Genomic DNA, 20473 nt, shown 5'->3' on the forward strand with positions numbered 1-20473 from the left:
CCCCAGAGGTGGTTTCGCAGCACACAGGTGTGGTGGGGAGGCTGGGGCATCGGCAAGCAAAAGGTTACAGCAGCCGCAGGAGTGCTTGTTCGTCGGGAATCTCGGTGACCGCTACGTCCGTCGGAATCAGAGACTTTTCCCGAAACAACAGACGCGGTAGCTTTGCCAGCCGATGCGGATAGCCTATTGCTAGGATCGCTTCGATGCGGTTGGGGTGTTTTTCTTTTAGAGCTTGGGCGACGAACGCCCCCGTGCCTCGGGTGATAAACACCACGTCGCTGCGCAGTTCATGTTTGTCTAGGAATTTCTCGCAGTCGATAATTTGTTGCGCTAAGTTCCCAGACACCGGGCATATTTTCGCCCCAGGCAGCCGCTGAATGAGTTCAGTAAACACGTCCGGCAGTTCGCTTGTCGACGGCACCAGCACGTAGGTCATTGGTGCATCTCCGCGATGACGGCGTCGACGGCCGGGTACCAAGAACCGTGCTTATTAAACAGTTCCCGTTGCCGGTTGTAGCTCGCCCCGGTTTCGATGATCTCCAACACGTAATTGAGTTCAGTTAGGCATTCCAGCTCTTCCGCGATGGGGCGTAGGGTTTCCACCAGGTCTTTCAGGTCGTCGGTGACGAGGCGTTCATCGGTATCGCGGGAGGTGATGATGATGGCATCCAACCCGTATCGCGCGGCCCGCCACTTATTTTCGGCGACATGCCAATCCTGCAGGCTGGGTAATTCCTCACCGTTGTCAATCATGCGGTCGTAATACACCACCAGGCAGTGGGTTAGCGCCACCACCGCAGCTAGCTCTTTTAAGTTTGATGTGGAATCACAAATACGCACCTCAATGGTGCCCCATTTGCCGGCAGGACGGATATCAAAGTGCATCGAACCGGTGTGGTTAATCACCCCGGAGATGTCTTGGTCTTTCATGTAGCGTTCCCACTGTTCCCAGTTTTGAAACTGGTACGGTAAGCCAGCGGTGGGCAATTGCTGGTACAGCATGGTGCGGTTAGATGCATAGCCGGTATCAATGCCGTCCCAGCCGGGCGAGGACGCCGTCAGGGCTAATAGGTGCGGGTATTTGGTGAGCAGTGCGTTGATGATGGGCCACACTCGTTCTTTGTGCGAGATTCCCACATGCGTGTGGATGCCCCAGATGAGCATTTGATTGCCCCAGTATTGAGTGCGTGCGATGATTTCCGCGTAGCTACCTTTGCTGCTGGTGGGTTGGTTTCTAAAGTCGCTAAACGGGTGGGAACCAGCACCCCACAATTTCAGGCCGAAGGTGTCGGCAGCTTCTTTAACAGCGGTGACTGCCTTGTCTAATTCTGCGATAGCTTCGGGAACTGTGTGACACACTGGGGTTACTAATTCCACCGTGTTGGCAAGGAATTCGCGCTCCAATTGTATGTCTGGGTGGCTTGCCGCCACCAACGCCACCACATCACCGGCACGGGGCACGAGGTCACGGGTCACCGGATCAATGAGGGCTAGTTCCCATTCCACACCAATGGTGGGTTTGTCGGAAGCGGAAAACTGTTGTTTCACGAACACACCTTTTAAAAATCGGTTGCTAATACCACAACGAGCGAGCTGGGCCCTTGGGTTTCGGCAGGCAGGTTTGCTGGCCGAGGTACGGCGACACCGCCAATTTCAGCTGCTAATTCCCGTGCTTGGGCTTCATTATCAGAGAAATACACGGTGTTTTGCGGCACTACCGTATCGGAGTAATTACCAACATGGCCGATAGTGTAGCCAGCGTTATCCAGCCGGTCGCCCGCACGGGCGGCTAGCCCTTGGACGGTCGAGTTATTCAGAACGTGGACGGTAATCGGCTGGTTGCCCGCAGGTTGTTGCGGCTGCTGTGGCTGTTGCTGCGGCGTATCTTGTGGAGCCGCCGACGGGGTGTCCTGTGGCGTTTCCTGCGGCATCGGCTGCTCCGGCTGCGTCTTTGGCTGCTGTTTTTGGGCAGCGGGGGCTGTGCTTTTCGACGTCGCCGCGGCAGGCGCTGCTTGTTGCTCGGAATCGCCACCTAATCCACTGACCGCAGTGTAGATTCCCCATCCGGCTAACAACACTGCCACTGCTATCAAAATCATGGCGACGCCACGCAGCGGCAATGGTTGTTGTGCAGGTTTATTGTTGTCAGTCACGATAGTCATCCTATCTAGGTCTGGTTACGTTCGGTGGCTCGTTGGTCTCGGATTCGCCGCAACCGTGCGGTTAACTGGGGATATTTCTCCATCATCTCGGGCATATCAATAACGATATTCAATCGCTGATAATACCGTACTGGACTAATCCCCAGTTGCATTCGGATAGCTTCTTCCTTAGCGCCGATGGTTTTGGGGGCGGATTCTTCGAAGCTGAGAATGTCACTGGGCTCTAGCATGTTTACACTGTATGACATGACTGTACGACCCATCGTTATCTACGGCACCCCTGTGTTGCATAATCCGACAAAACCAGTGACCGAGCCCATAGCTGATCTGGCCGAATTGATAGCCGACATGTACGAGACTATGGCCGCGGCGCATGGTGTGGGGCTCGCCGCTAATCAGATCGGGGTGGACAAGCGCATCTTCGTCTACGACTGCCCGGACGATGAAGGCAACTTCCATAAGGGATGCTTTATCAATCCGGTTTTGGAAACCTCAGAAATTCCCCTCGGCATGCCCGCCACCGACGGCTCCGATGAAGAAGGCTGCCTGTCGCTGCCCGGATTGGGCTTCCCCACCGGCCGGGCCGACTGGGCGAAAGTCACTGGCTTTAATGAGCACGGCGAAGAAGTCACCGTGGAGGCAACCGGCTTTTTGGCCCGCTGTTTCCAACACGAGGTGGGCCACCTGGATGGTTTCGTCTACGCCGATGTCTTGCAAGGCCGGTGGAAGCGGGCGGCGAAAAAAGCTATCAAACGGGAAGGCTGGACCGAAGCTGGGTTGACCTGGCTGCCCGGAGTCGATCCGGACCCCTTCGGCCACGACGACGAATAAACCATGTCCCGGATTTTCAGAAGCGACGCCATCGCCCCCGGCGACCGGGTGGTGCTCAGGCGGGTCATTGACGGCAACCATTCCGACATCATCGGCCATGTGGTGGAAGTGACCGACGAGTACACCCGAATCCGGCCGCAGCTGGCCGGTGGGTTTCCCTCCCAGAAGCCGGAGATTCGGGTGGCGGCGGATGAGATCGCGATCGTTAAGAAGCTCAGCCCCCGGCGGGTGCGTAATTCCGATATCCGCACCATCGAAACCGCCTACGCCAAAGCCTTTCCCGGTATTGACCATATGTGGGTGGATGGTTGGTTGCTGCGGGCCGGCGATGGGATCACCGAACGCTCCAATTCGGCAGCTCCGCTGGGACCGTCCGCACCGTTTAACCCGGTCCCTATTAAAGAAATTAAGGAGTTTTACGCCCGCCACAACCTGCCGCCGCAGGTGCTTATTCCGGAACGCATTGGTCGCGGCGTCGAAAAGCATGTGGCTGAGTTGGGGCCGGAAATCATCGTCATGACCACCCCGTTGGACACCGTCCCCGACGTACCGGTTAGCTGCGAGTTTCGTGTCGACGACCAGCCTGACGACGATTGGCTGTCGCTCTACCATTTTCGGGGCAAGCCGCTACCTAACCACGCGTTGGAGCAATTACGCCGCACCATCGACGGAACCATGGGGTTTGGGCGGCTTACTATCGACGGCGTCACCGTCGCGATCACGCGCGGCACCATAACCGACAATCACTTGGGATACTCTGCGGTTGAAGTCGCCCCGGAGTATCGGCGCAAGGGGTTAGGAACCCAACTCGGTGCCCGAATGATGGCATGGGGTCGTGACAATGGCGCCCACACCTCCTATCTACAAGTCATCGCTAGCAACACTGCTGGGATCGCCTTGTACCGCAAACTTGGTTTCGTCGAACACCACCGTCATTGCTACGGCCTATTAAAAGCTTAGGTATGGTTAAAGTCATGCGTATTGCCAACTGGAACGTCAATTCTGCACGCACCCGAGTCACCCGCATGACGGATTTCCTCCACCGCCATGACATTGATGTCTGCCTCGTTCAAGAAACCAAATGCACCGACGCCCAGTTTCCATACGACGCCTTTCCCGACTACGAGATCGCACACCTAGGTTTCAATCAATGGAATGGTGTGGCGATTTTGTCCCGAATAGGCTTAACCGATGTAGAAACCGCATTCCCTGGCCAGCCAGGCTTCCACAAAGACCCCACAAAACCCCAGGAAATTGAAGCACGCGCCATCTCCGCACTCTGCAATGGCGTCCGGGTCTGGTCACTATATGTACCCAACGGCCGCGAAATCGCCGACCCACACTACGACTACAAGCTGCGCTGGCTTCACGCACTCGCCAACCACGTCTCACATACAACCGGCCCACTGGTACTTGGCGGCGATTTCAACATCGCACCACTAGATGCCCACGTGTGGTCACCGGCAGCGTTTGTGGGGCTCACTCACGTCACTGAGCCCGAACGCCAAGCCTTTGACAGGTTATTAGAAGCCGGGCTTACCGTAACTTCCCCGTTCACAGGGTTTTCATACTGGGACTACAAAGGTGCACGATTCGACCGAGGGGAAGGAATGCTCATCGACTTCCAGCTGGCGCGGGATATTACAGCCACAAATTCGCTTATCGACGTTAAAGAGCGTGCCGGCAAAGGCGCATCCGACCATGCCCCAGTGATCGTGGATTACGCCCTATGATCACACTCGGCAATTTTGATCTCTCCAGCTGGCAAACCATTGGCCTTATCATTGACTACTCCATCAAGATAATCGCCATTGGCTTCGTACCCGAAGGCCGACGTCCCTCCTCCTCCACCGCTTGGCTCCTGGCCATTTTGGCTCTGCCATACATCGGATTGCCGCTGTTTTTGCTCATGGGCTCGCCCTACATCAACCGCAGGCGGCACCGAATCCAGCAAGCCGCTACTCGACGCATCACCAACGTCCAAGCCAAAGTGCCAAACCACCCATTAGAGGAAATCAGCCGGGAACTCGACTCGGTGATCGCCCTCAACCGGACACTGACAGCCATGCCCGCAGTCACCGGCACCAACCACGGTGTTCACAGCGACTACAACGACATCATCAAACGCATGGCCGAAGCCGTCGATAATGCCCGCGATTACGTGCACGTCGAAATCTATATCATGGCCTGGGACGACACCACCGATGTGTTCTTTCAGGCACTTGCCCGTGCTACCCGGCGCGGTGTCAAAGTTCGGCTACTACTCGACCACGTCGGGTCATGGAAATACCCCGGATTCTATAAATTAGGTCGCAGGCTAAGCGCCATTGGGGTGGAATGGCACCTCATGCTACCGCTACAACCTTGGCGATGGCGCTTCCGCCGACCGGACCTGCGCAATCACCGAAAAATGTTGATTATCGACGGGGAACGAGGATTCCTCGGTTCCCTTAATATGATCGACTCTTCCTACCTTTTGCCCGCCAATATTAAAGACGGCCGCCACTGGATCGATATCATGGTGGAACTGTCTGGGCCGGTAGTTGCCAGCATGAACACGGTCTTCGCCGTGGACTGGTATCTCGAATCCGACGAACTATTAGAGGTTGTCGATCAAGCACCCCCCAACCTCGAACGAGAAGACGTCAATCTTGTCCAATTAGTGCCATCGGGCCCTGGCTACACCACTGAACCGAACCTGAGGATGTTCAATTCCATCATCCACCACGCCAAAGACCGGCTAGTGATGTGCTCACCATATTTCATTCCCGATGAATCCATGCTTGAGGCCGTCACTTCAGCCTGCTACCGAGGAGTTCGAGTGGAATTGCTTGTAAGCGAACAGGCCGACCAATTCATGGTCGGCCACGCCCAATCCTCCTACTACCAAGCATTACTAGAAGCCGGGGTACGGATTTTCCAATACCGCGCCCCGTATGTTCTGCACTCAAAATACGTTCTCGCCGACCCGGAATCCCCCGATGCGGTTGGAGTGGTGGGGTCATCCAACATGGACATGCGTAGCTTCGGTCTTAACTACGAAGTATCGCTGATGATGACCCGCGGGGACATCATTACCCAATTAAACGAGCTGACCACCGAGTATCAGGCAAACTCCACCGAGCTAACCCTGAGCGAATGGAATAAACGAGGATTAGCCCGCAGATACATCGACAATATTATGCGTCTGACATCCGCACTGCAGTGACCTTGGTGCGTCGAAAAGCAACGATCACGCGTCCCGCGACTTTAATACGCCAACGCCAATGAGGAAAACGACAATAGCCCAGCACGCAAAATAAATACCGGAACCGTACACCCCCCACGGCCCATCAACAATTGGCTCCTTCAAAAGAAACGCCGTCATATTGCTCATTGGCCCATACTGTTTAACGTACTCACCTATGTGCGGCAGCAAACTAAGAATGCCTTCCAACGCGAGTATCCACAGGCTCATCAACGCCACCGCACCGGCAGTCTGCCGCAACAACCACGCAACCCCCTGACTAAAGGTAACCAATAGCACCAACGTCAACGGATACGTCCACATGATGCGGCGAGCATTATCATCCCGCCACACCTCAAGCGTTGCCGAAGCTGCCTCCGTGGCGGTGGTCTTTGCCATGTAAAAACACAAAATCACCGTGATGAAAGTGACAATCGCAACGATAATCGAATACAGCAACCACTTCGCCAACGCCACCACAATCCGATTAGGGGTAGCCATGAACGTCACCGACTGGTAATTGTGCCGATACTCCGCCGTCACCACCATGATCGCCTGAACACTAACCACAAATGTACCCAGCGCAGCAATCGCCGTGACAACCTTATCCGCATACAAAATCGGGATATTAAAGACCAACGGATCCGGCTCTACCTGGCTACCGGCTAAAGCCGCGAAACCAACAGCCATGAAAATAAACAACGCCGTGGTCCAATAAATAGCGTTGGTGGTTGTTAATTTAGTCCACTCAGAAATAAAGGTCTTCATGGTTAGTTCGACTCCCTCTCGGTGGCCTGGTACTGGACAGCATGATTTGTCATTTCCATGAAGGCATCCTCCAAGGAAGCCTGCCGCTCAGATAGCTGATACAACGCAATCTGGTGCTGGAACGCAACCGCACCCACCTGATCGGTCTGGAAGTTATCAATAAGCAATAACGGCCGACCTTCCTCATCTACTTCGGTACGCACAACAATTCCCTGCTGTTCCAAACCCAACCGCAACCGCTCATTATCAGAACTGCGCACGATCACCGTCGACTTCGAATTTTCTTTAATAAAGGAATAGGTTGAACAATCAGCAACCAGTTTGCCTTTACCAATGACCACCAGGTGATCCGCAGTCTGCGACATTTCGCTTAACAAGTGCGACGACACCAGAATCGTTCGCCCTTCGCTAGCCAACCCCCGCAGAAACTCGCGCACCCACCGGATGCCCTCCGGGTCAAGACCATTGACCGGCTCATCCAGAATCAAAATCTCTGGATCCCCCAAAAGCGCCGTAGCCAAGCCAAGCCGCTGTCCCATACCAAGCGAGAAACCACCAGCCTTTTTCTTTGCCACCCCAGTCAAGCCAACCAGATGCAACACCTCCCCAACCCGAGATTTCTTAATCCCATTCGACTGGGCCACCCAGGTCAAGTGATCGATCGCTCGGCGATTTGGATGCACAGCTTTAGCATCTAGCAACGTCCCCACCTTAAACAGCGGATCTTTCATGGATCGGTACGCAACACCGTCGATAAGCGCCGTACCTGATGTCGGCGCATCTAAGCCCAATATCATCCGCATCGTCGTCGATTTTCCCGCACCATTAGGGCCCAAAAACCCAGTAACGATGCCCGGACGTACATCAAAAGACAAATCATCCACCGCACGAACATCGCCGTACTGCTTGGATAAACCTCGCACTTCAATCATGCAAGCAATTCTGTCACAAAAAAGCCACGCTGTGGCCAAGCTGCATCAAAAACCGAAAATCCACTATCCTTTAACACAAAATAGTATCCCCGCGAGAAGGCAGAAACATTGGAAGCCAACACCAGCCCCATCGCCCAGCTTGTGCCAGATGACACCCAAGATCGGTGGCTCGACAAAACCGCCCGCCGCCGCAGCGTCATCCGCCGACTCTGGCACGGATACATCAACTATCCCCGCCGCTGGACGAAAAAATTTCTCCGCTTCCTCAACACAACACCCGGCAAAATGACCGCCATGGTGCTCCTACTAAGCATCTTCACATTCTCAGCCGGAATCTCCATGTCCAATATCGCAGCTGACCGCCGCTTAGACTTCGACCGGCTCATCAATAACACCGAACCCGTCAGCTACATGGCCCACAACCTCTACACGTCACTATCCTCCGCCAACACCGCCGCGTCCTCCGGCTTCGTGCTCGCGGGAACTGACTCCGAGACCGCTCGGGCAGAATACTTCACCGCATTCCAAGAAGCAGGACACGCCATCGCCCAAACCGCTGGTGGCATAACCATCGACGACACCCAAGAACTCGAACTAATCACAGAACTATCCCAAAAACTCCCCATCTACACCGGAATAGTAGAAACCGCCTGGGCCAATAATCGCCAAGGCAACCCAGTTGGTGTGGCCTACATGTCCGAAGCCTCCACCCTCATGCGAGAAGAACTCCTACCACTAGCCGCACGCCTCTACACGCTGACCAGTGAAAACGTCGAAAAGCAACAACTATCACTCACCGAACCCCTATGGCTTCCCATCTCCGGGCTCGCCGCCGCACTCATCGCACTCATACTCGCCCAAATCTGGATGTCCGCCACCACCAACCGCCGCTTTAATAAGGGAATGCTACTAGCCTTCGCACTCATGGCAATCGCAACCACCTGGGTAGTCACCGCAAACGCCATCACATGGCAAGCAGGCTCCAAAGCCTACGAAAAAGCCTCCGCACCCCTAGAAAACCTCACCGACGCCCGCATTCTCGCCCAACAAGCCCGCACCCAAGAAATGCTGGCACTGGTATGGCGGCAATCGCTAGAAAGCTCCGGCACTACCTTCGCCACGGCCACCTCCTCTATTAAAGAAACTCTAGCCACCTTCAACCACCCCACCGCACGCGAAGCTGAAACCGCACTAAGCACCTGGGCCAACTCCCACAACGACATCCTCACCGCGCTCAACGTCGGCGACTACGAAACCGCCCAAGCCCTGGCACTCAAATCCGAAACTGCTCAAGCATACGAAGACCTCGACACAGCGCTCGCCATGCTTATCGACGAAAACCGCACCATCATGCGCGCCTACCTCGACCAAGGCGTAACCGCATCCACCCTCGTATCCACCATGGTCCTGCTGATCAGCATCATTTCCGTATTAAGCCTATGGATCGGAATCCGACCCCGACTGCAGGAGTACCTCTAATGCACCTATCACGCATCATCGCCACACTAGGCTGCACCCTCATCATCAGCGCCTGCGCACAACCAACCCCACTACCAGCCCCCACCCCTGCCCCAAGCCTCCCTTACACCCCCCTGCCACAAGGCGCTGTCATCGAAAAAGCTGGCACAAAAGCGCCCCGAACAATCGTCGACACAGAATTACTCGGCAGCCTCGCCCCCGACGACAAAACACCAGAAGAACGAGTACCCCACATCATCGAACGCGGCCGACTCATCGTAGGAGTGGACCAATCCCAAAACCTCCTTTCCTTCCGAGACACCGCCGCTGGTGAACTTCAAGGTTTCGAAATAGACCTCGCCAAGGAAATAGCCCGCGACATTTTCGGAGACCCCAACCACATCGAATTCCGCTTCGTCGATTCCGCCAACTGGGTCGCATCACTGGAATCCAAAACAATCGACATAGCGATACGCACCATCTCCATCACCCGCCACCGACAAGACCAAGTGTCCTTCTCAACCCCATACCTGGCAGGAAATACGCGAATACTCACAGACAAATCCTCCCTTATTAAAGAAATCGGCGATCTTCATGGACGCACCATTTGTGTTACAAACAAGTCAACAGGCGCGGACATAGCGCGTCGACAAGCACCAACCTCAGATTTACTCGTCGTGCGCAACAGCGCAGACTGCCTCATCGCACTCCAACAAAACCAAGCAAACGCAGTCATCACCGACGACACCATACTCTCCGGAATCGCCGCCCAAGACCCATTCACCACAATCATCGGCAAATCCCTTAATACAGACAACTACGGAATAGCCATCGCGAAACCCGGCCACCGGCACCACACCGACGGCCTCATACGACAAGTAAACGCCACCCTCGAACGCACCTACACCGACGGAACCTGGCAAAAAACCTACAACCACTGGTTCGGCAACTACCTCCCCAACCAAACCCCACCAGCCACCAAGTACCGAACAGAACCAAAATAACATGGACAATCAACCCCACACTGAAGCCGTCCCTTACAACCCCTTCGAAGACGACACCCCAACCAGCCCAACCACAGCGGCCATCCCCTACAACCCCTTCGAAGACGAATGGGAAGACGAAGACTACCAATCCTTATTAAAACCGCCGCCGCCAGAAGACCCCTCCACCCGATCACGCAAACAAGCCCTCACAACCTTCAGAGAACGCAGAGGAGCCGCACGTGGTGACCGGGCAGTAGCCAATGGGATGGTGCGATTGCCCTTCGTCCCTATTAAAGAATTTGGGCTCATTGATCCGGAAGATGAAAAGGTAGTCGGTGCGGGCGTCGAAAAGCCAGTCCTTAATAAGGGGGACGTTGTCGCCGGACAGTACGAAGTGCTCGGGGTCATTGCACACGGCGGCATGGGCTGGATCTACCTGGCACAAGACCGCAATGTATCGGGCAGAGTCGTCGTATTAAAGGGGCTTATTAGCAAAGACAACCCCCGCGATTACCAAGCAGCTGTCGCTGAACGAGAATTCCTCGCCGACATCACCCACCCGGTGATCGTTAAATCCTACAACTTCATCGACGACGCCCGCGTCGATGGCGGATTCATCGTCATGGAATACGCACCCGGCCCGTCGCTAGGCACCCGACAAAAAGAACAACCTGATGGAGTATTCCCCATCGACATCGCCATCGGCTACATCCTCGAAACCCTCCCAGCGCTTGAATACCTCCACGCCCGCGGCGTCGTCTACAACGACCTAAAACCCGAAAACATCATCGCAACCGAAGACCAAGTAAAACTCATCGACCTAGGCGCAGTAACTGGAATCGGCGCTTTCGGCTTTATCTTCGGAACAAAAGGATACCAAGCCCCCGAAGTAGCAACTCACGGACCAACCGTCGCAAGCGACATTTACACGATCGGGCGCACACTTGCAGCGCTTACCATCAAACTCCCCACCGAAAACGGCGTATATGTTCCAGAACTTCCCGGCCCAGACGACGAGCCATTGTTTGCCCAATACTTGTCGTTTTACCGCCTATTAAAGCGGGCAACGGAACCAGATCCGGAAAAACGCTTCTCCACCATTAGAGAACTTGAAACCCAGTTGTACGGTGTGCTGCGTGAATACCTCGCTATCCACGACGAAAAACAATTCCCCGCGCAGCATTCATTGTTCTCCCCACAACGATCAACATTCGGAACCAAACATATAGTTTTCAAAACTGACCAACTAATCGACGGCATCGAACGCAGTATCCGCATCACTCCGCCAGAAGTAGTAGCTGCTTTGCACGCACCGCTGCTTGATCGGGCAGATCCGGGGGCAGCGATGATCGCAGGGTCGAGTTACACCGAACCTTCCGAAGCATTAGAGACAATGCGAGAAGCAATAGCACAGGAGGAGTTTTCACAAAGTAAAGAAATCCCGCTAGGTATTGTTCGTTCCCTATTAGACCTTGGGTTTACCAGTGAGGCACAAAATTGGCTTAATACATTAGGGCCTTCAATGGGAACCGACTGGCGCTACCAGTGGTACGCAGGCATTACAAGCTTGTTGCTTGATGATTACTCCGAGTCTCAAATAGCTTTCAATAACGTATTCAGTATCCTTCCTGGAGAAGCTGCCCCGAAACTTGCGCGCGCGGCAGTAAGTGAGATCATTTTGCAGTCGCAGGGATTTGCCAATACGCCGTTATTAAAGCCAGAGACTGCTATTGAAGCTGCATCATTAAAGGGCGAGATTGTTAATGAGATGGCAGGCCTTTGGTCGAAGCTCACTCAGGATCCTGCAGTATTGCGCTATAAGGCAATTTACATGTATGCCCTGGTGTGGGCGACAAATCCGACGACGGTTAGTTCGGGTTTCGGGTTAGCTCGGCAGTTGATGGCTGAGCAGCAGGTGGATATGGCGGTTCAGGCACTAGATAAGGTTCCTGCAGCTTCAATGCATCATAGGATGGCACAGCTGACTAGCATTTTGTATCTCACGTCCCAATCCCCTAATGAGCAGAGGATTCGGCGAGCTGCTCGCCGACTAGAGGAAATTCCCACTAACGAGCCGAGGTTTTTACAGGTTCAAATTGCGGTGCTCAATGCGGCATTGCAGTGGTTGCGTTCTGAGAATCTTGAAGCTTCCGCTAGCAAAAATGATTTGTTCGATTATCCGTTTACCCAGATGGGGTTGCGTGAGGGGTTGGAGCGTGCGTTGCGGTTGCAGGCGCGTAGTGCCCCGTCGGCTGCGCATCGGTATCAACTGGTGGATACCGCTAATAAGGTTCGGCCACGCACGTGGTTTTAATACAGCACTGCTAGGCCGCTAACCATTGTGGTTGCGGCCGTTGGCGGGTGTGTTTTAGGCTTCGGGTGGTGGTTTATCGATAGCACTCATTCGCGCTGCGTAGGCGGCAAGTCCTCGTTTATTTGCGCGGTGTCGGTTTCTTCTAATAGTGCCGTCGGGCATTTGGTAATAGGTTAGTCCGGTGGCAGGGTCGGTGATGACTCTGCCGTTTTTAATGGTGGGGCCGTCGTCGTTTTTGAGGTTGTGTTTTCGGCACAGTGGGCATAGGTTTTCGGGGCTGGTTTTCCCGCCTGTCGCGAAGGATTGGATGTGGTGGGTTTCGCAGCGGATTGCGTTGATGGTGCAGTCGGGGTGTTGGCACACGAGGTGGCTGAGGATGCTGAGGAATCGGTCGTTGGCGTCGGCAAGGCGTTTGATTTCGAGTACGTTTTGCGGTCGCATGACGCCGGTGTGGTCTTTGTAGATTGTGACGGCGAATCCGTATTTTTCGAGTCGCCGGTTTGCTATGTCATTGATGTTTACGACTACTCCGTTGGTGTCGACGACGGTGCCATCAATGTTTTTCGTTAGTTCCCAGTCGGGGATGATGATGCATGGGCGTTGCCGTAGGTCTCGCGGGTTTTCGGGGTTTTCCCAGGCTTCGGCGTATTCGATTTCTTTAATAGGGGTGGCAATCCGGCGGTAGAGGGCTTTGGCGTGGCCCTCTGCTTCGTCGACAGCGTTGTGGGAGTGGACGAGGGCTCGGGCTTCGGGGGTAAGTGAGCTGCGCAAGTGTTCGGCTTGTTCTGTGGGGAGTTTAGCAATGATGTAGCTCATTCCGTCAGCATCTGGGGTTGCGGAGTAGCGTAGGTGCCATTTGCGGTTGCGGGTGTATCCGCCGTTGAGCTTTTCGACGACGGCGGTGACGTGTTGTTTGTTTTCGTCTACGGTGCGGCTGCGGGCGTCGTCGAAAAGCTGCGCTCGCAGTGCTTGCCTGTCGACGTCGGGGTTTGTCAGTTTGCGTGAGGTGATCGCAATATCGCGGAGGATTTCGAAGCAGATTCCGTCGGCCTGAGCTAGTTCTTCGGATTCGTAGACTTTCGCAGTAGCGATCATTCGGCTCGCGGTGGCTTGCGAGATCCCCAGTGCTGTAGAAAGTTCAATTTTATCCATGCCTGTTTCTTTAATGGCGAGGAGAAGTTCCGCCCCTCGCTGCGCTAGCTGCGCGTATGCGATAAAGATTTCTGGCATGTCCATGATCTAAGGGTATTGAACACACGTGCGCCTTAGCAATGGGTTTAGGAAGTTTCTATGCGTGGTTGTGCCTGCTTATATGCCAGATAAGAATTTCGGGGTTTCGGGAACCGTTCCGGGGTTTCGGTGAGTCTTATTAAAGAATGGGCACTTTTCGATTCGGGGGCACCCACCTGAGATTCTTTAAGCAAAAACCGGGCTGATAATGTATCAGCCCGGTTTTCTTTAATAAGGTTAGCTGGCGAGTTTTTTCGCATACCTGGCGATTGCCAGCTCTTCATTGGTCGGCACGACCCACACTTTGATGCGAGAGTCGTCGGTAGAGATGAGCCGCGGCCCGGTGTTGGGTTGGTTGTTGCGCTCTTCGTCTATTTTGATGCCGTACATTTCCAGTCCGGCTAATGCATCGGCTCTCACGAAGGTGGCGTTTTCGCCGACACCTGCGGTAAAGGTGATGGCGTCGACGTTTCCAAGTGTGATCATGTAGGAGCCGATGTAGCGGCGCAGTTGGTGGATGTAGACGTTATAGGCAAGCCAAGCGTCTTGGTCTCCGTCATCAATTTTGGCACGTAGTTCTCGGAAGTCATTGACTCCGGAGATTCCTTTGACACCGGACTGTTTGTTTAATAGGGAGTCGATCTCATCGATGCTCATGCCTGCGGTGCGGTGGAGGTGGAACACGATACCGGGATCGATGTCGCCGGAGCGGGTGCCCATGACCAATCCGGCTAGCGGGGTCATGCCCATGGAGGTGTCGATGGGCTGTCCGGCTTTAATGGCTGCGCAGGAGGCACCGTTGCCGAGGTGGAGGGTGATCTGGTTGATGTGGTCGGATTCCATGAGTTCGTGCACTTTGTGTGACACGTATTCGTGGCTGGTGCCGTGGAATCCGTAGCGGCGCACTCCGTTTTCGGCGGCGACTTCGGCGTTGATGGCATAAAGCGCGGCGGCTGGCGGCATGGCGTGGAAAAACCCGGTGTCGAATACTCCAATGTGCGGAATGTCTGGCAGTAGTTCCCGTGCCACTTCCACGCCTTGAATGTTTGCTGGATTGTGCAGCGGCGCTAGTGGGATTAGGTCGCGTACCATCTCAAGGATTTCATCGGTGATGATTTCCGGTTTGCTAAATAGGATTCCGCCGTGAACGAGCCGGTGTCCGACGGCGACAAGGTCTACGTCGAGCGGGCCGCAGCCGTGTTCGCCCATGAGTTTGAAAGAAAGGTCCAATCCGGTTGCGTGGTCAGGGATTGGTGCTTTAATGGTGTGTTTTTCACCTGCGTGTTTCAGGGTGATGGTCCCCTCGGTTTCTCCGATTTGTTCGACGAGACCGGAGGCGAAGGGCTCGTCAGTTGCGTGTTGGTCGGGGTCGACAAGTTGGAATTTGATGGAGGAGGAACCGGAGTTGAGCACGAGGACGAGGGACATTAAGCTTTGCCTCCTGTTGCCTGGATCGCGGTGATTGCCACGGTGTTAACGATGTCGGGGACGGTCGCGCCGCGGGATAGGTCATTGACTGGCTTATTAAGGCCTTGGAGGATGGGACCAACGGCGAGGGCATGGCCGGTGCGTTGCGCGGTTTTGTATCCGATGTTTCCAGCTTCAAGGTCCGGGAAGATAAACACATTTGCTTGGCCAGCTACCTTGGAGTCGGGTAGCTTTTTGGCTGCTACACCGGGATCCATGGCTGCGTCGAATTGCAGGGGGCCGTCGACAAGCAAAGCGGGGTCTTTTTCTTGGGCGATCCGGACGGCCTCTGTCGCACGGTCTACGTCTGGGCCGGTGCCGGAGGTGCCGGTGGAGTAGCTGAGGATCGCTACTTTAGGATCAATACCGAATTGGGCTGCGGTGCGAGCCGAGATGACCGCAATTTCCGCAAGTTGTTCTGCGGTGGGGTTGGGGTTGACTGCGCAGTCACCGAATGCCCACAGTTTTCCGCGCATGACCATAATGAATATGGAGGATACGACTGAGGCGCCGGGGACGGTTTTAATGATCTGGAAGGAGGGTTTGATGGTGTGTGCGGTAGTGTGCGCAGCACCGGATACCATGCCATCGGCCAGGCCCTTATGGATCATCATGGTTGCATAGTAGGAGATGTCCTTCATGGTTTCTTTGGCTTCTTCGAGGGTCATCCCTTTGTGTTTGCGAAGCTCATAGAATTCTTGGGCAAATTCCTCAGCGCGGGCGTCGTTAAGCGGGTCCGCAATATTTGCATTTGATAGATCTAAGCCTAGTTCCACGCCACGGGCCAAGACGGTTGCCGGGTCGCCCAATATGGTTAGCTGGCAAATGCGTTCCCGTAGAAGCTGGTCAGCTGCGGTTAAGATTCGGTCATCGTCGCCTTCTGGCAAGACGATGTGTGCTTGATTTTGCTTAGCCCGGTTTAATAGCCAGTGTTCGAAAACATCAGCATTCATAACCTGTTGCGCTTCAGTGGTGCGTGCCGCTTCCGTTGCTGTGGTCAACGATTGTTCGCCGACGACAATGGCCGCAATTTTTGCTCCAAGCTCTGCCGCCTCGATCCGAGCGAGTTCGGTTATGGTAGCTTCTTCAGCTGCTTGGATAACCATGGCCACGCCCAGTGCTGCCGCGGATCGAGCGTCAAAGTTTAAATTTCCGGTGCCGGTATAGACCACGGGGTCATCCGATGCGTGTTTCAGGACATCGGCGATTTCCGGTGTTTCATGGACCAGTGGACGTATGTTGACGCCTAATGCGTTAGCAAATTCGGCAACTTCCGCTGGGTTAAGACGGCGGCCGATGGCGGTGAGCAACACGGAGCGAGTAGTTTGGGTCACCAGAAATCCCTTCTCTTTATTACAGCGAGTGTGAGACAGGCGTCAAAAACCTGCCGCCTGTGAATCAACCCATAAGTTTACAAGGTTTAGTTCCCCTATGGGCGCTTCGTATTAGCAAAAATACTTATCTCATGAAAAGTTTTTACCGCATGCCCCGTAGCAATTACTTTCTTTAATAAAGCGGATAACTATTGCCCAGCGACTATTGGGCGTAAAGTGCTAAGGGGCGTGTAAGTATCCACGCTGTGAAATGTATGTGTTGTTTTAGTGTTCTAAGGATTTCGAAGCGACTATGAGCTCAACCTCGTTAGATTCTTCCCGCCCATTACGCGTAGCGGTGGTCGGCGCGGGCCCGGCCGGTATTTATGCTTCTGATTTGTTGATGAAGTCTGGTACCGATGTCGAGATTGATTTGTTTGAGCGGATGCCGGCTCCGTTTGGGCTGATCCGTTATGGTGTTGCCCCGGATCATCCCCGTATTAAAGCGATTGTTAATTCCTTGCACGCGATTATGGAGAAACCGCAGCTGCGATTCTTGGGCAACGTTGCGGTGGGAACTGACGTAACGGTTGAGCAATTGCGCCAGTTCTATGATGCCATCGTGTTTTCTACCGGCGCAGTAGCGGACCGGGATTTGGATATTCCTGGGCAGGATTTGGCTGGTTCGCATGGTGCGGCGGAGTTTGTCGGTTTCTATGACGGCAATCCGGATTTTAAGCGGGATTGGGATTTGTCTGCTGAAAAGGTCGCGGTTATCGGGGTGGGGAACGTGGCGTTGGATGTGGCGCGCATTCTGGCCAAGACGGGTGATGAGTTATTGGTGACTGAGATTCCGGACAATGTGTATGCGTCGCTGAAGAATAATAAGGCCACCGAGGTGCACGTGTTTGGCCGCCGGGGCCCGGCCCAGGCGAAGTTCACGCCGTTGGAGCTGAAGGAATTGGATCACTCCCCTACCATTGAGGTGATCGTCGATCCGGAAGATATTGATTACGATGCTGCCAGCGAACAGGCACGGCGGGATTCAAAATCGCAGGATTTGGTGTGCCAGACGTTGGAGCAATATGCAATGCGGGATCCGCAGGGCGCGCCGCATAAGCTTTTCATTCATTTCTTCGAATCCCCAGTGGAAATTCTTGGCGAAAACGGCAAGGTTGTGGGGTTAAAAACCGAGCGTATGCAGTTGGACGGTTCCGGCGGCGTTACTGGTACCGGCACATTCACGACATGGCCGGTGCAGTCTGTGTATCGCGCGGTGGGTTACCGTTCGGACGCGGTGACAGGCGTGCCGTTTGATGCTGAGTCCGCGGTCATCCCGAACGATGGTGGACATGTGCTGGATCCGGATTCTAGGCAGCCGGTTCCTGGGTTATACGCAACGGGCTGGATTAAGCGCGGCCCGGTTGGGTTGATCGGCAATACCAAGTCGGATGCGAAGGAAACCACGGAGATGCTGTTGGCTGATTACGCTGCGGGTAAGCTCCAGGCTCCGGCGCAGCCGTCTAAGGATGCCGTGTTGGAATTCCTGAATGCGCAAGGTATCACGTTTACCACCTGGGATGGGTGGCATCGGCTGGATAATGCGGAACGCGCATTGGGCGCACCGGAAGGCCGGGAACGGAAGAAGATCGTGGAGTGGGATGAGATGGTTTCCCACGCTCGCCACGACGCCTAGGCCCCTAGCTTTTCGACGCCCCCACTATTAAAGAAAATCTTTGTAGCTGGGGGCGTCACCGTTGTCTCCCCCTAGATTCAGAAACCTGTGTGCTGCGAACCTTGTGGGGGCTGGCCGCTAGAACCGTATCGGATTGACGCTAACGCAGCACACGAAAAACCGGACAATACTAAGAAGCACCTGCGTGCTTCACTGTAGATTTTTAGCCTTTCATTAGGTTTGATTTTAAGTCACTAGCATGTATTGTCGTGAACTTGCACACATCAATATTCCTGCGAATCGCCGGTGAACTGCGTGAACGTGGTTCACCTGGGATGTTGGGTTCCCCGGTGTGCAGCTAGAAAGTGTAAGTTGGGGCGTCATGAACGTTTTCTTCGCAGTAGACCAACTTTCGCGCTTGTCTGCGCTTGAAGTGCATAAGATTTATAAATTACGGGTCGATGTATTTGTTCATGAACAAAAGAGCCCGTATCAGGAAATTGATGAGGTCGATGCGCTCGACACCACGTTCCACGTTCAAGCATGGAAGCATGCTGACCTAGTGGAGCGGGATCTCATTGCATGTGCTCGGTTATATCCAGAGGTTGCGCCGTCTGGTGCTAACCGGTTCCATTTGGGTCGGGTGTGTGTCGCCCAACCGTACCGGGATCAGGGTTTAGGTACTGAAATCATGAAGCAAACGCTGCGGTTGGCGGCCGAGCAGAATCCGGAATGGGATGTATATATCGAGTCGCAAACCACCAGCGTACCGTTTTATGAGGCGTTGGGCTTTACCTCATCCGGTGAAGAATTCGACTGGGATGGCGTTCCACACATGCCGATGGTGTTGCCTGCAGCCAAGGTAGCAACCTATACCACCTTGGACTAGTTTGCTACTACCTGGATACTGCCCGCTGCCGCTTTGGCGCGGGCTTTTGCCGTTGTAACATCGTCGGCGGTCGACAGTGCCACGCCCATGCGTCGATAAGCAAAGGATTCGGGTTTGCCAAATAATCGGATGTCGGTTTCGGGGATAGCGAGTGCATCGGCAAGTCCGGTGTAGCCTACAGCGGTTGCATCTACCCCACCGTAAATCACAGCTGACGCACCAGGGCTGGTACACGTGACGTCGATAGGCAAGCCGAGGATGGCGCGGGCATGCAGGGCAAATTGGTCGAAGCGTTGGGTTGCCAAGGTGACCATGCCGGTGTCGTGTGGCCGGGGCGAGACTTCGGAAAAATACACCTCGTCCCCCGCGATGAATAGTTCAACGCCAAAAACACCGCGCCCACCGAGCGCATTAGTGATCCGGGCCGCGATGGAGCGGGCGGCATCAAGCGCGGTGGGGCTTAACGGCATCGGTTGCCACGATTCCACATAATCGCCGCTTAATTGCCGGTGCCCAATGGGTTCACAAAACCAGGTGGCCAATTCGCCGCTTTGTGGGTCGATCGAGCGAATTGTCAGCAGAGTGATCTCGAAGTCAAAATTGACGAACCGTTCCACCATCACCGTCTTGCTGGGGTTTCGACCGTCATGCTGGGCAGTATTCCATGCTTTGGGAATATCTTCCGGGCCTTGTAATACGCTTTGACCTTTGCCGCTGGAGCTCATGCTAGGTTTAGCCACACACGGAAACCCAGCGTGAGCAACCGCCTCGTGGAATTCCGCTTCGGTGCTGGCAAACCAGTAAGCGGAGGTAGGAATGCCAAGTTTTTCCGAAGCTAACCGCCTAATGCCCTCCCGGTTCATGGTTAATTGGGTAGCTTTGGCCGTGGGGACGACAGTCCGCCCTTCTTCTTCCAAGTGAGCCAACGTGTTGGTATTGAGGGCTTCTAGTTCCGGCACGATAAAGTGCGGGTCAACAAAGTCCACAAGTTCTTTGATAGCAGCACCGTCTGTCATATCGACCGTATAACCAAAGTGGGAGACTTGGTGGGCGGGAGCGTTTTCGTAACGGTCGACCGCGTGCACCTCCACGCCGAGGCGTTGGAAGGCGATGGCGATCTCCTTGCCTAGTTCGCCGGAACCTAGCAACATGACCCGGATAGCGTTCGGGCTGAGCGGGGTTCCGACGGTTTTCGGTTTATACATGAGCTAACTCTTCACTT

At 54.6% G+C, this 20473-nt stretch carries 19 protein-coding genes; 9 read left to right on the forward strand and 10 right to left on the reverse strand.

Annotated elements, in window-relative coordinates; genetic code table 11:
- Positions 1-64: 64 nt before the first annotated feature.
- From CMUST_RS16145 to CMUST_RS13300, 4 genes are read right to left on the reverse strand one after another with little or no spacing between them, the layout of a single operon-like run.
- Positions 65-436, reverse strand: coding sequence for a hypothetical protein (locus tag CMUST_RS16145; RefSeq protein ID WP_052844780.1), 372 nt, complete (start codon positions 434-436; stop codon positions 65-67).
- The gene (locus CMUST_RS13290) at positions 433-1548 is read right to left on the reverse strand and encodes a glutamate--cysteine ligase (protein ID WP_047262913.1); all 1116 of its coding nucleotides are present in this window, start codon (positions 1546-1548) and stop codon (positions 433-435) included. Before CMUST_RS13290 ends, CMUST_RS16145 begins: the two co-directional genes overlap by 4 nt.
- A gap of 11 nt (positions 1549-1559) precedes the next feature.
- Positions 1560-2153: a LytR C-terminal domain-containing protein gene (locus CMUST_RS13295; protein ID WP_052844781.1), complete on the reverse strand. Its 594-nt coding sequence runs from the start codon at positions 2151-2153 to the stop codon at positions 1560-1562.
- A 14-nt stretch (positions 2154-2167) separates the two neighbouring features.
- Positions 2168-2410 (reverse strand): DUF3263 domain-containing protein, encoded by a 243-nt coding sequence (locus CMUST_RS13300; protein ID WP_201779207.1) that lies wholly within the window; start codon positions 2408-2410, stop codon positions 2168-2170.
- Between CMUST_RS13300 and CMUST_RS13305 the strand changes: the two genes are divergently transcribed.
- The 4 genes from CMUST_RS13305 to cls are packed head-to-tail and all read left to right on the forward strand — an operon-like array spanning position 2409 to position 6201.
- Positions 2409-2993, forward strand: coding sequence for a peptide deformylase (locus tag CMUST_RS13305; protein ID WP_047262914.1), 585 nt, complete (start codon positions 2409-2411; stop codon positions 2991-2993). The two genes, CMUST_RS13300 and CMUST_RS13305, sit on opposite strands and share 2 nt — an antisense overlap.
- 3 nt (positions 2994-2996) lie before the next feature.
- Positions 2997-3953: an N-acetylglutamate synthase, CG3035 family gene (locus CMUST_RS13310; protein WP_047262915.1), complete on the forward strand. Its 957-nt coding sequence runs from the start codon at positions 2997-2999 to the stop codon at positions 3951-3953.
- 14 nt (positions 3954-3967) lie between these two features.
- Positions 3968-4726: an exodeoxyribonuclease III gene (locus CMUST_RS13315; protein WP_047263665.1), complete on the forward strand. Its 759-nt coding sequence runs from the start codon at positions 3968-3970 to the stop codon at positions 4724-4726.
- A complete protein-coding gene (gene cls, locus CMUST_RS13320) occupies positions 4723-6201 on the forward strand; it encodes a cardiolipin synthase (protein WP_047262916.1) in 1479 nt (492 codons plus the stop codon). Before CMUST_RS13315 ends, cls begins: the two co-directional genes overlap by 4 nt.
- Positions 6202-6225: 24 nt before the next feature.
- Here the strand turns inward: cls and CMUST_RS13325 are convergent, their stop codons facing one another.
- Both CMUST_RS13325 and CMUST_RS13330 read right to left on the reverse strand, forming a co-directional pair.
- A complete protein-coding gene (locus CMUST_RS13325) occupies positions 6226-6987 on the reverse strand; it encodes a multidrug ABC transporter permease (RefSeq protein WP_047262917.1) in 762 nt (253 codons plus the stop codon).
- A 2-nt stretch (positions 6988-6989) separates the two neighbouring features.
- Positions 6990-7919 (reverse strand): ABC transporter ATP-binding protein, encoded by a 930-nt coding sequence (locus CMUST_RS13330; protein ID WP_047262918.1) that lies wholly within the window; start codon positions 7917-7919, stop codon positions 6990-6992.
- 108 nt (positions 7920-8027) lie between these two features.
- On the opposite strand from CMUST_RS13330, the gene CMUST_RS13335 reads away from it, so the two are divergent.
- From CMUST_RS13335 to CMUST_RS13345, 3 genes are read left to right on the forward strand one after another with little or no spacing between them, the layout of a single operon-like run.
- Positions 8028-9398: a hypothetical protein gene (locus CMUST_RS13335; RefSeq protein WP_047262919.1), complete on the forward strand. Its 1371-nt coding sequence runs from the start codon at positions 8028-8030 to the stop codon at positions 9396-9398.
- Positions 9398-10381 (forward strand): glutamate ABC transporter substrate-binding protein, encoded by a 984-nt coding sequence (locus tag CMUST_RS13340; RefSeq protein ID WP_047262920.1) that lies wholly within the window; start codon positions 9398-9400, stop codon positions 10379-10381. The genes CMUST_RS13335 and CMUST_RS13340 overlap by 1 nt, the downstream gene beginning before the upstream one ends.
- Before the next feature lies 1 nt (position 10382).
- A complete protein-coding gene (locus CMUST_RS13345; RefSeq protein WP_047262921.1) occupies positions 10383-12677 on the forward strand; it encodes a serine/threonine protein kinase in 2295 nt (764 codons plus the stop codon).
- 54 nt (positions 12678-12731) lie between these two features.
- On the opposite strand, the gene CMUST_RS13350 is transcribed toward CMUST_RS13345, so the two are convergent.
- From CMUST_RS13350 to pta, 3 genes are all read right to left on the reverse strand, one after another.
- The gene (locus CMUST_RS13350) at positions 12732-13913 is read right to left on the reverse strand and encodes an HNH endonuclease signature motif containing protein (protein WP_052844782.1); all 1182 of its coding nucleotides are present in this window, start codon (positions 13911-13913) and stop codon (positions 12732-12734) included.
- A 231-nt stretch (positions 13914-14144) separates the two neighbouring features.
- Positions 14145-15335: an acetate kinase gene (locus CMUST_RS13360; protein ID WP_047262923.1), complete on the reverse strand. Its 1191-nt coding sequence runs from the start codon at positions 15333-15335 to the stop codon at positions 14145-14147.
- Positions 15335-16708, reverse strand: coding sequence for a phosphate acetyltransferase (gene pta / locus CMUST_RS13365; RefSeq protein ID WP_047262924.1), 1374 nt, complete (start codon positions 16706-16708; stop codon positions 15335-15337). Before pta ends, CMUST_RS13360 begins: the two co-directional genes overlap by 1 nt.
- Before the next feature lie 292 nt (positions 16709-17000).
- On the opposite strand from pta, the gene CMUST_RS13370 reads away from it, so the two are divergent.
- Positions 17001-18383 (forward strand): FAD-dependent oxidoreductase, encoded by a 1383-nt coding sequence (locus CMUST_RS13370; protein WP_047262925.1) that lies wholly within the window; start codon positions 17001-17003, stop codon positions 18381-18383.
- A gap of 361 nt (positions 18384-18744) precedes the next feature.
- Positions 18745-19251: a GNAT family N-acetyltransferase gene (locus CMUST_RS13375; protein ID WP_047262926.1), complete on the forward strand. Its 507-nt coding sequence runs from the start codon at positions 18745-18747 to the stop codon at positions 19249-19251.
- On the opposite strand, the gene purT is transcribed toward CMUST_RS13375, so the two are convergent.
- Complete coding sequence (gene purT, locus CMUST_RS13380) at positions 19248-20456, reverse strand: formate-dependent phosphoribosylglycinamide formyltransferase (protein ID WP_047262927.1); 1209 nt, start codon at positions 20454-20456, stop codon at positions 19248-19250. The two genes, CMUST_RS13375 and purT, sit on opposite strands and share 4 nt — an antisense overlap.
- Positions 20457-20473 lie beyond the last annotated feature (17 nt).

It is taken from the genome of Corynebacterium mustelae (genome assembly GCF_001020985.1).
In the GTDB taxonomy this organism is placed as follows: Bacteria; Actinomycetota; Actinomycetes; order Mycobacteriales; family Mycobacteriaceae; genus Corynebacterium; species Corynebacterium mustelae.

What these genes read in the sequence shown, in the direction of transcription:
- CMUST_RS16145 (WP_052844780.1), bottom strand. Translation starts at nt 436, where the DNA reads ATGACCTACGTGCTGGTGCCGTCGACAAGCGAACTGCCGGACGTGTTT.
- CMUST_RS13305 (WP_047262914.1), top strand. Translation starts at nt 2,409, where the DNA reads ATGACTGTACGACCCATCGTTATCTACGGCACCCCTGTGTTGCATAAT.
- CMUST_RS13300 (WP_201779207.1), bottom strand. Translation starts at nt 2,410, where the DNA reads ATGTCATACAGTGTAAACATGCTAGAGCCCAGTGACATTCTCAGCTTC.
- CMUST_RS13310 (WP_047262915.1), top strand. Translation starts at nt 2,997, where the DNA reads ATGTCCCGGATTTTCAGAAGCGACGCCATCGCCCCCGGCGACCGGGTG.
- CMUST_RS13315 (WP_047263665.1), top strand. Translation starts at nt 3,968, where the DNA reads ATGCGTATTGCCAACTGGAACGTCAATTCTGCACGCACCCGAGTCACC.
- cls (WP_047262916.1), top strand. Translation starts at nt 4,723, where the DNA reads ATGATCACACTCGGCAATTTTGATCTCTCCAGCTGGCAAACCATTGGC.
- CMUST_RS13325 (WP_047262917.1), bottom strand. Translation starts at nt 6,987, where the DNA reads ATGAAGACCTTTATTTCTGAGTGGACTAAATTAACAACCACCAACGCT.
- CMUST_RS13330 (WP_047262918.1), bottom strand. Translation starts at nt 7,919, where the DNA reads ATGATTGAAGTGCGAGGTTTATCCAAGCAGTACGGCGATGTTCGTGCG.
- CMUST_RS13340 (WP_047262920.1), top strand. Translation starts at nt 9,398, where the DNA reads ATGCACCTATCACGCATCATCGCCACACTAGGCTGCACCCTCATCATC.
- CMUST_RS13345 (WP_047262921.1), top strand. Translation starts at nt 10,383, where the DNA reads ATGGACAATCAACCCCACACTGAAGCCGTCCCTTACAACCCCTTCGAA.
- CMUST_RS13350 (WP_052844782.1), bottom strand. Translation starts at nt 13,913, where the DNA reads ATGGACATGCCAGAAATCTTTATCGCATACGCGCAGCTAGCGCAGCGA.
- CMUST_RS13360 (WP_047262923.1), bottom strand. Translation starts at nt 15,335, where the DNA reads ATGTCCCTCGTCCTCGTGCTCAACTCCGGTTCCTCCTCCATCAAATTC.
- CMUST_RS13370 (WP_047262925.1), top strand. Translation starts at nt 17,001, where the DNA reads ATGAGCTCAACCTCGTTAGATTCTTCCCGCCCATTACGCGTAGCGGTG.
- CMUST_RS13375 (WP_047262926.1), top strand. Translation starts at nt 18,745, where the DNA reads ATGAACGTTTTCTTCGCAGTAGACCAACTTTCGCGCTTGTCTGCGCTT.
- purT (WP_047262927.1), bottom strand. Translation starts at nt 20,456, where the DNA reads ATGTATAAACCGAAAACCGTCGGAACCCCGCTCAGCCCGAACGCTATC.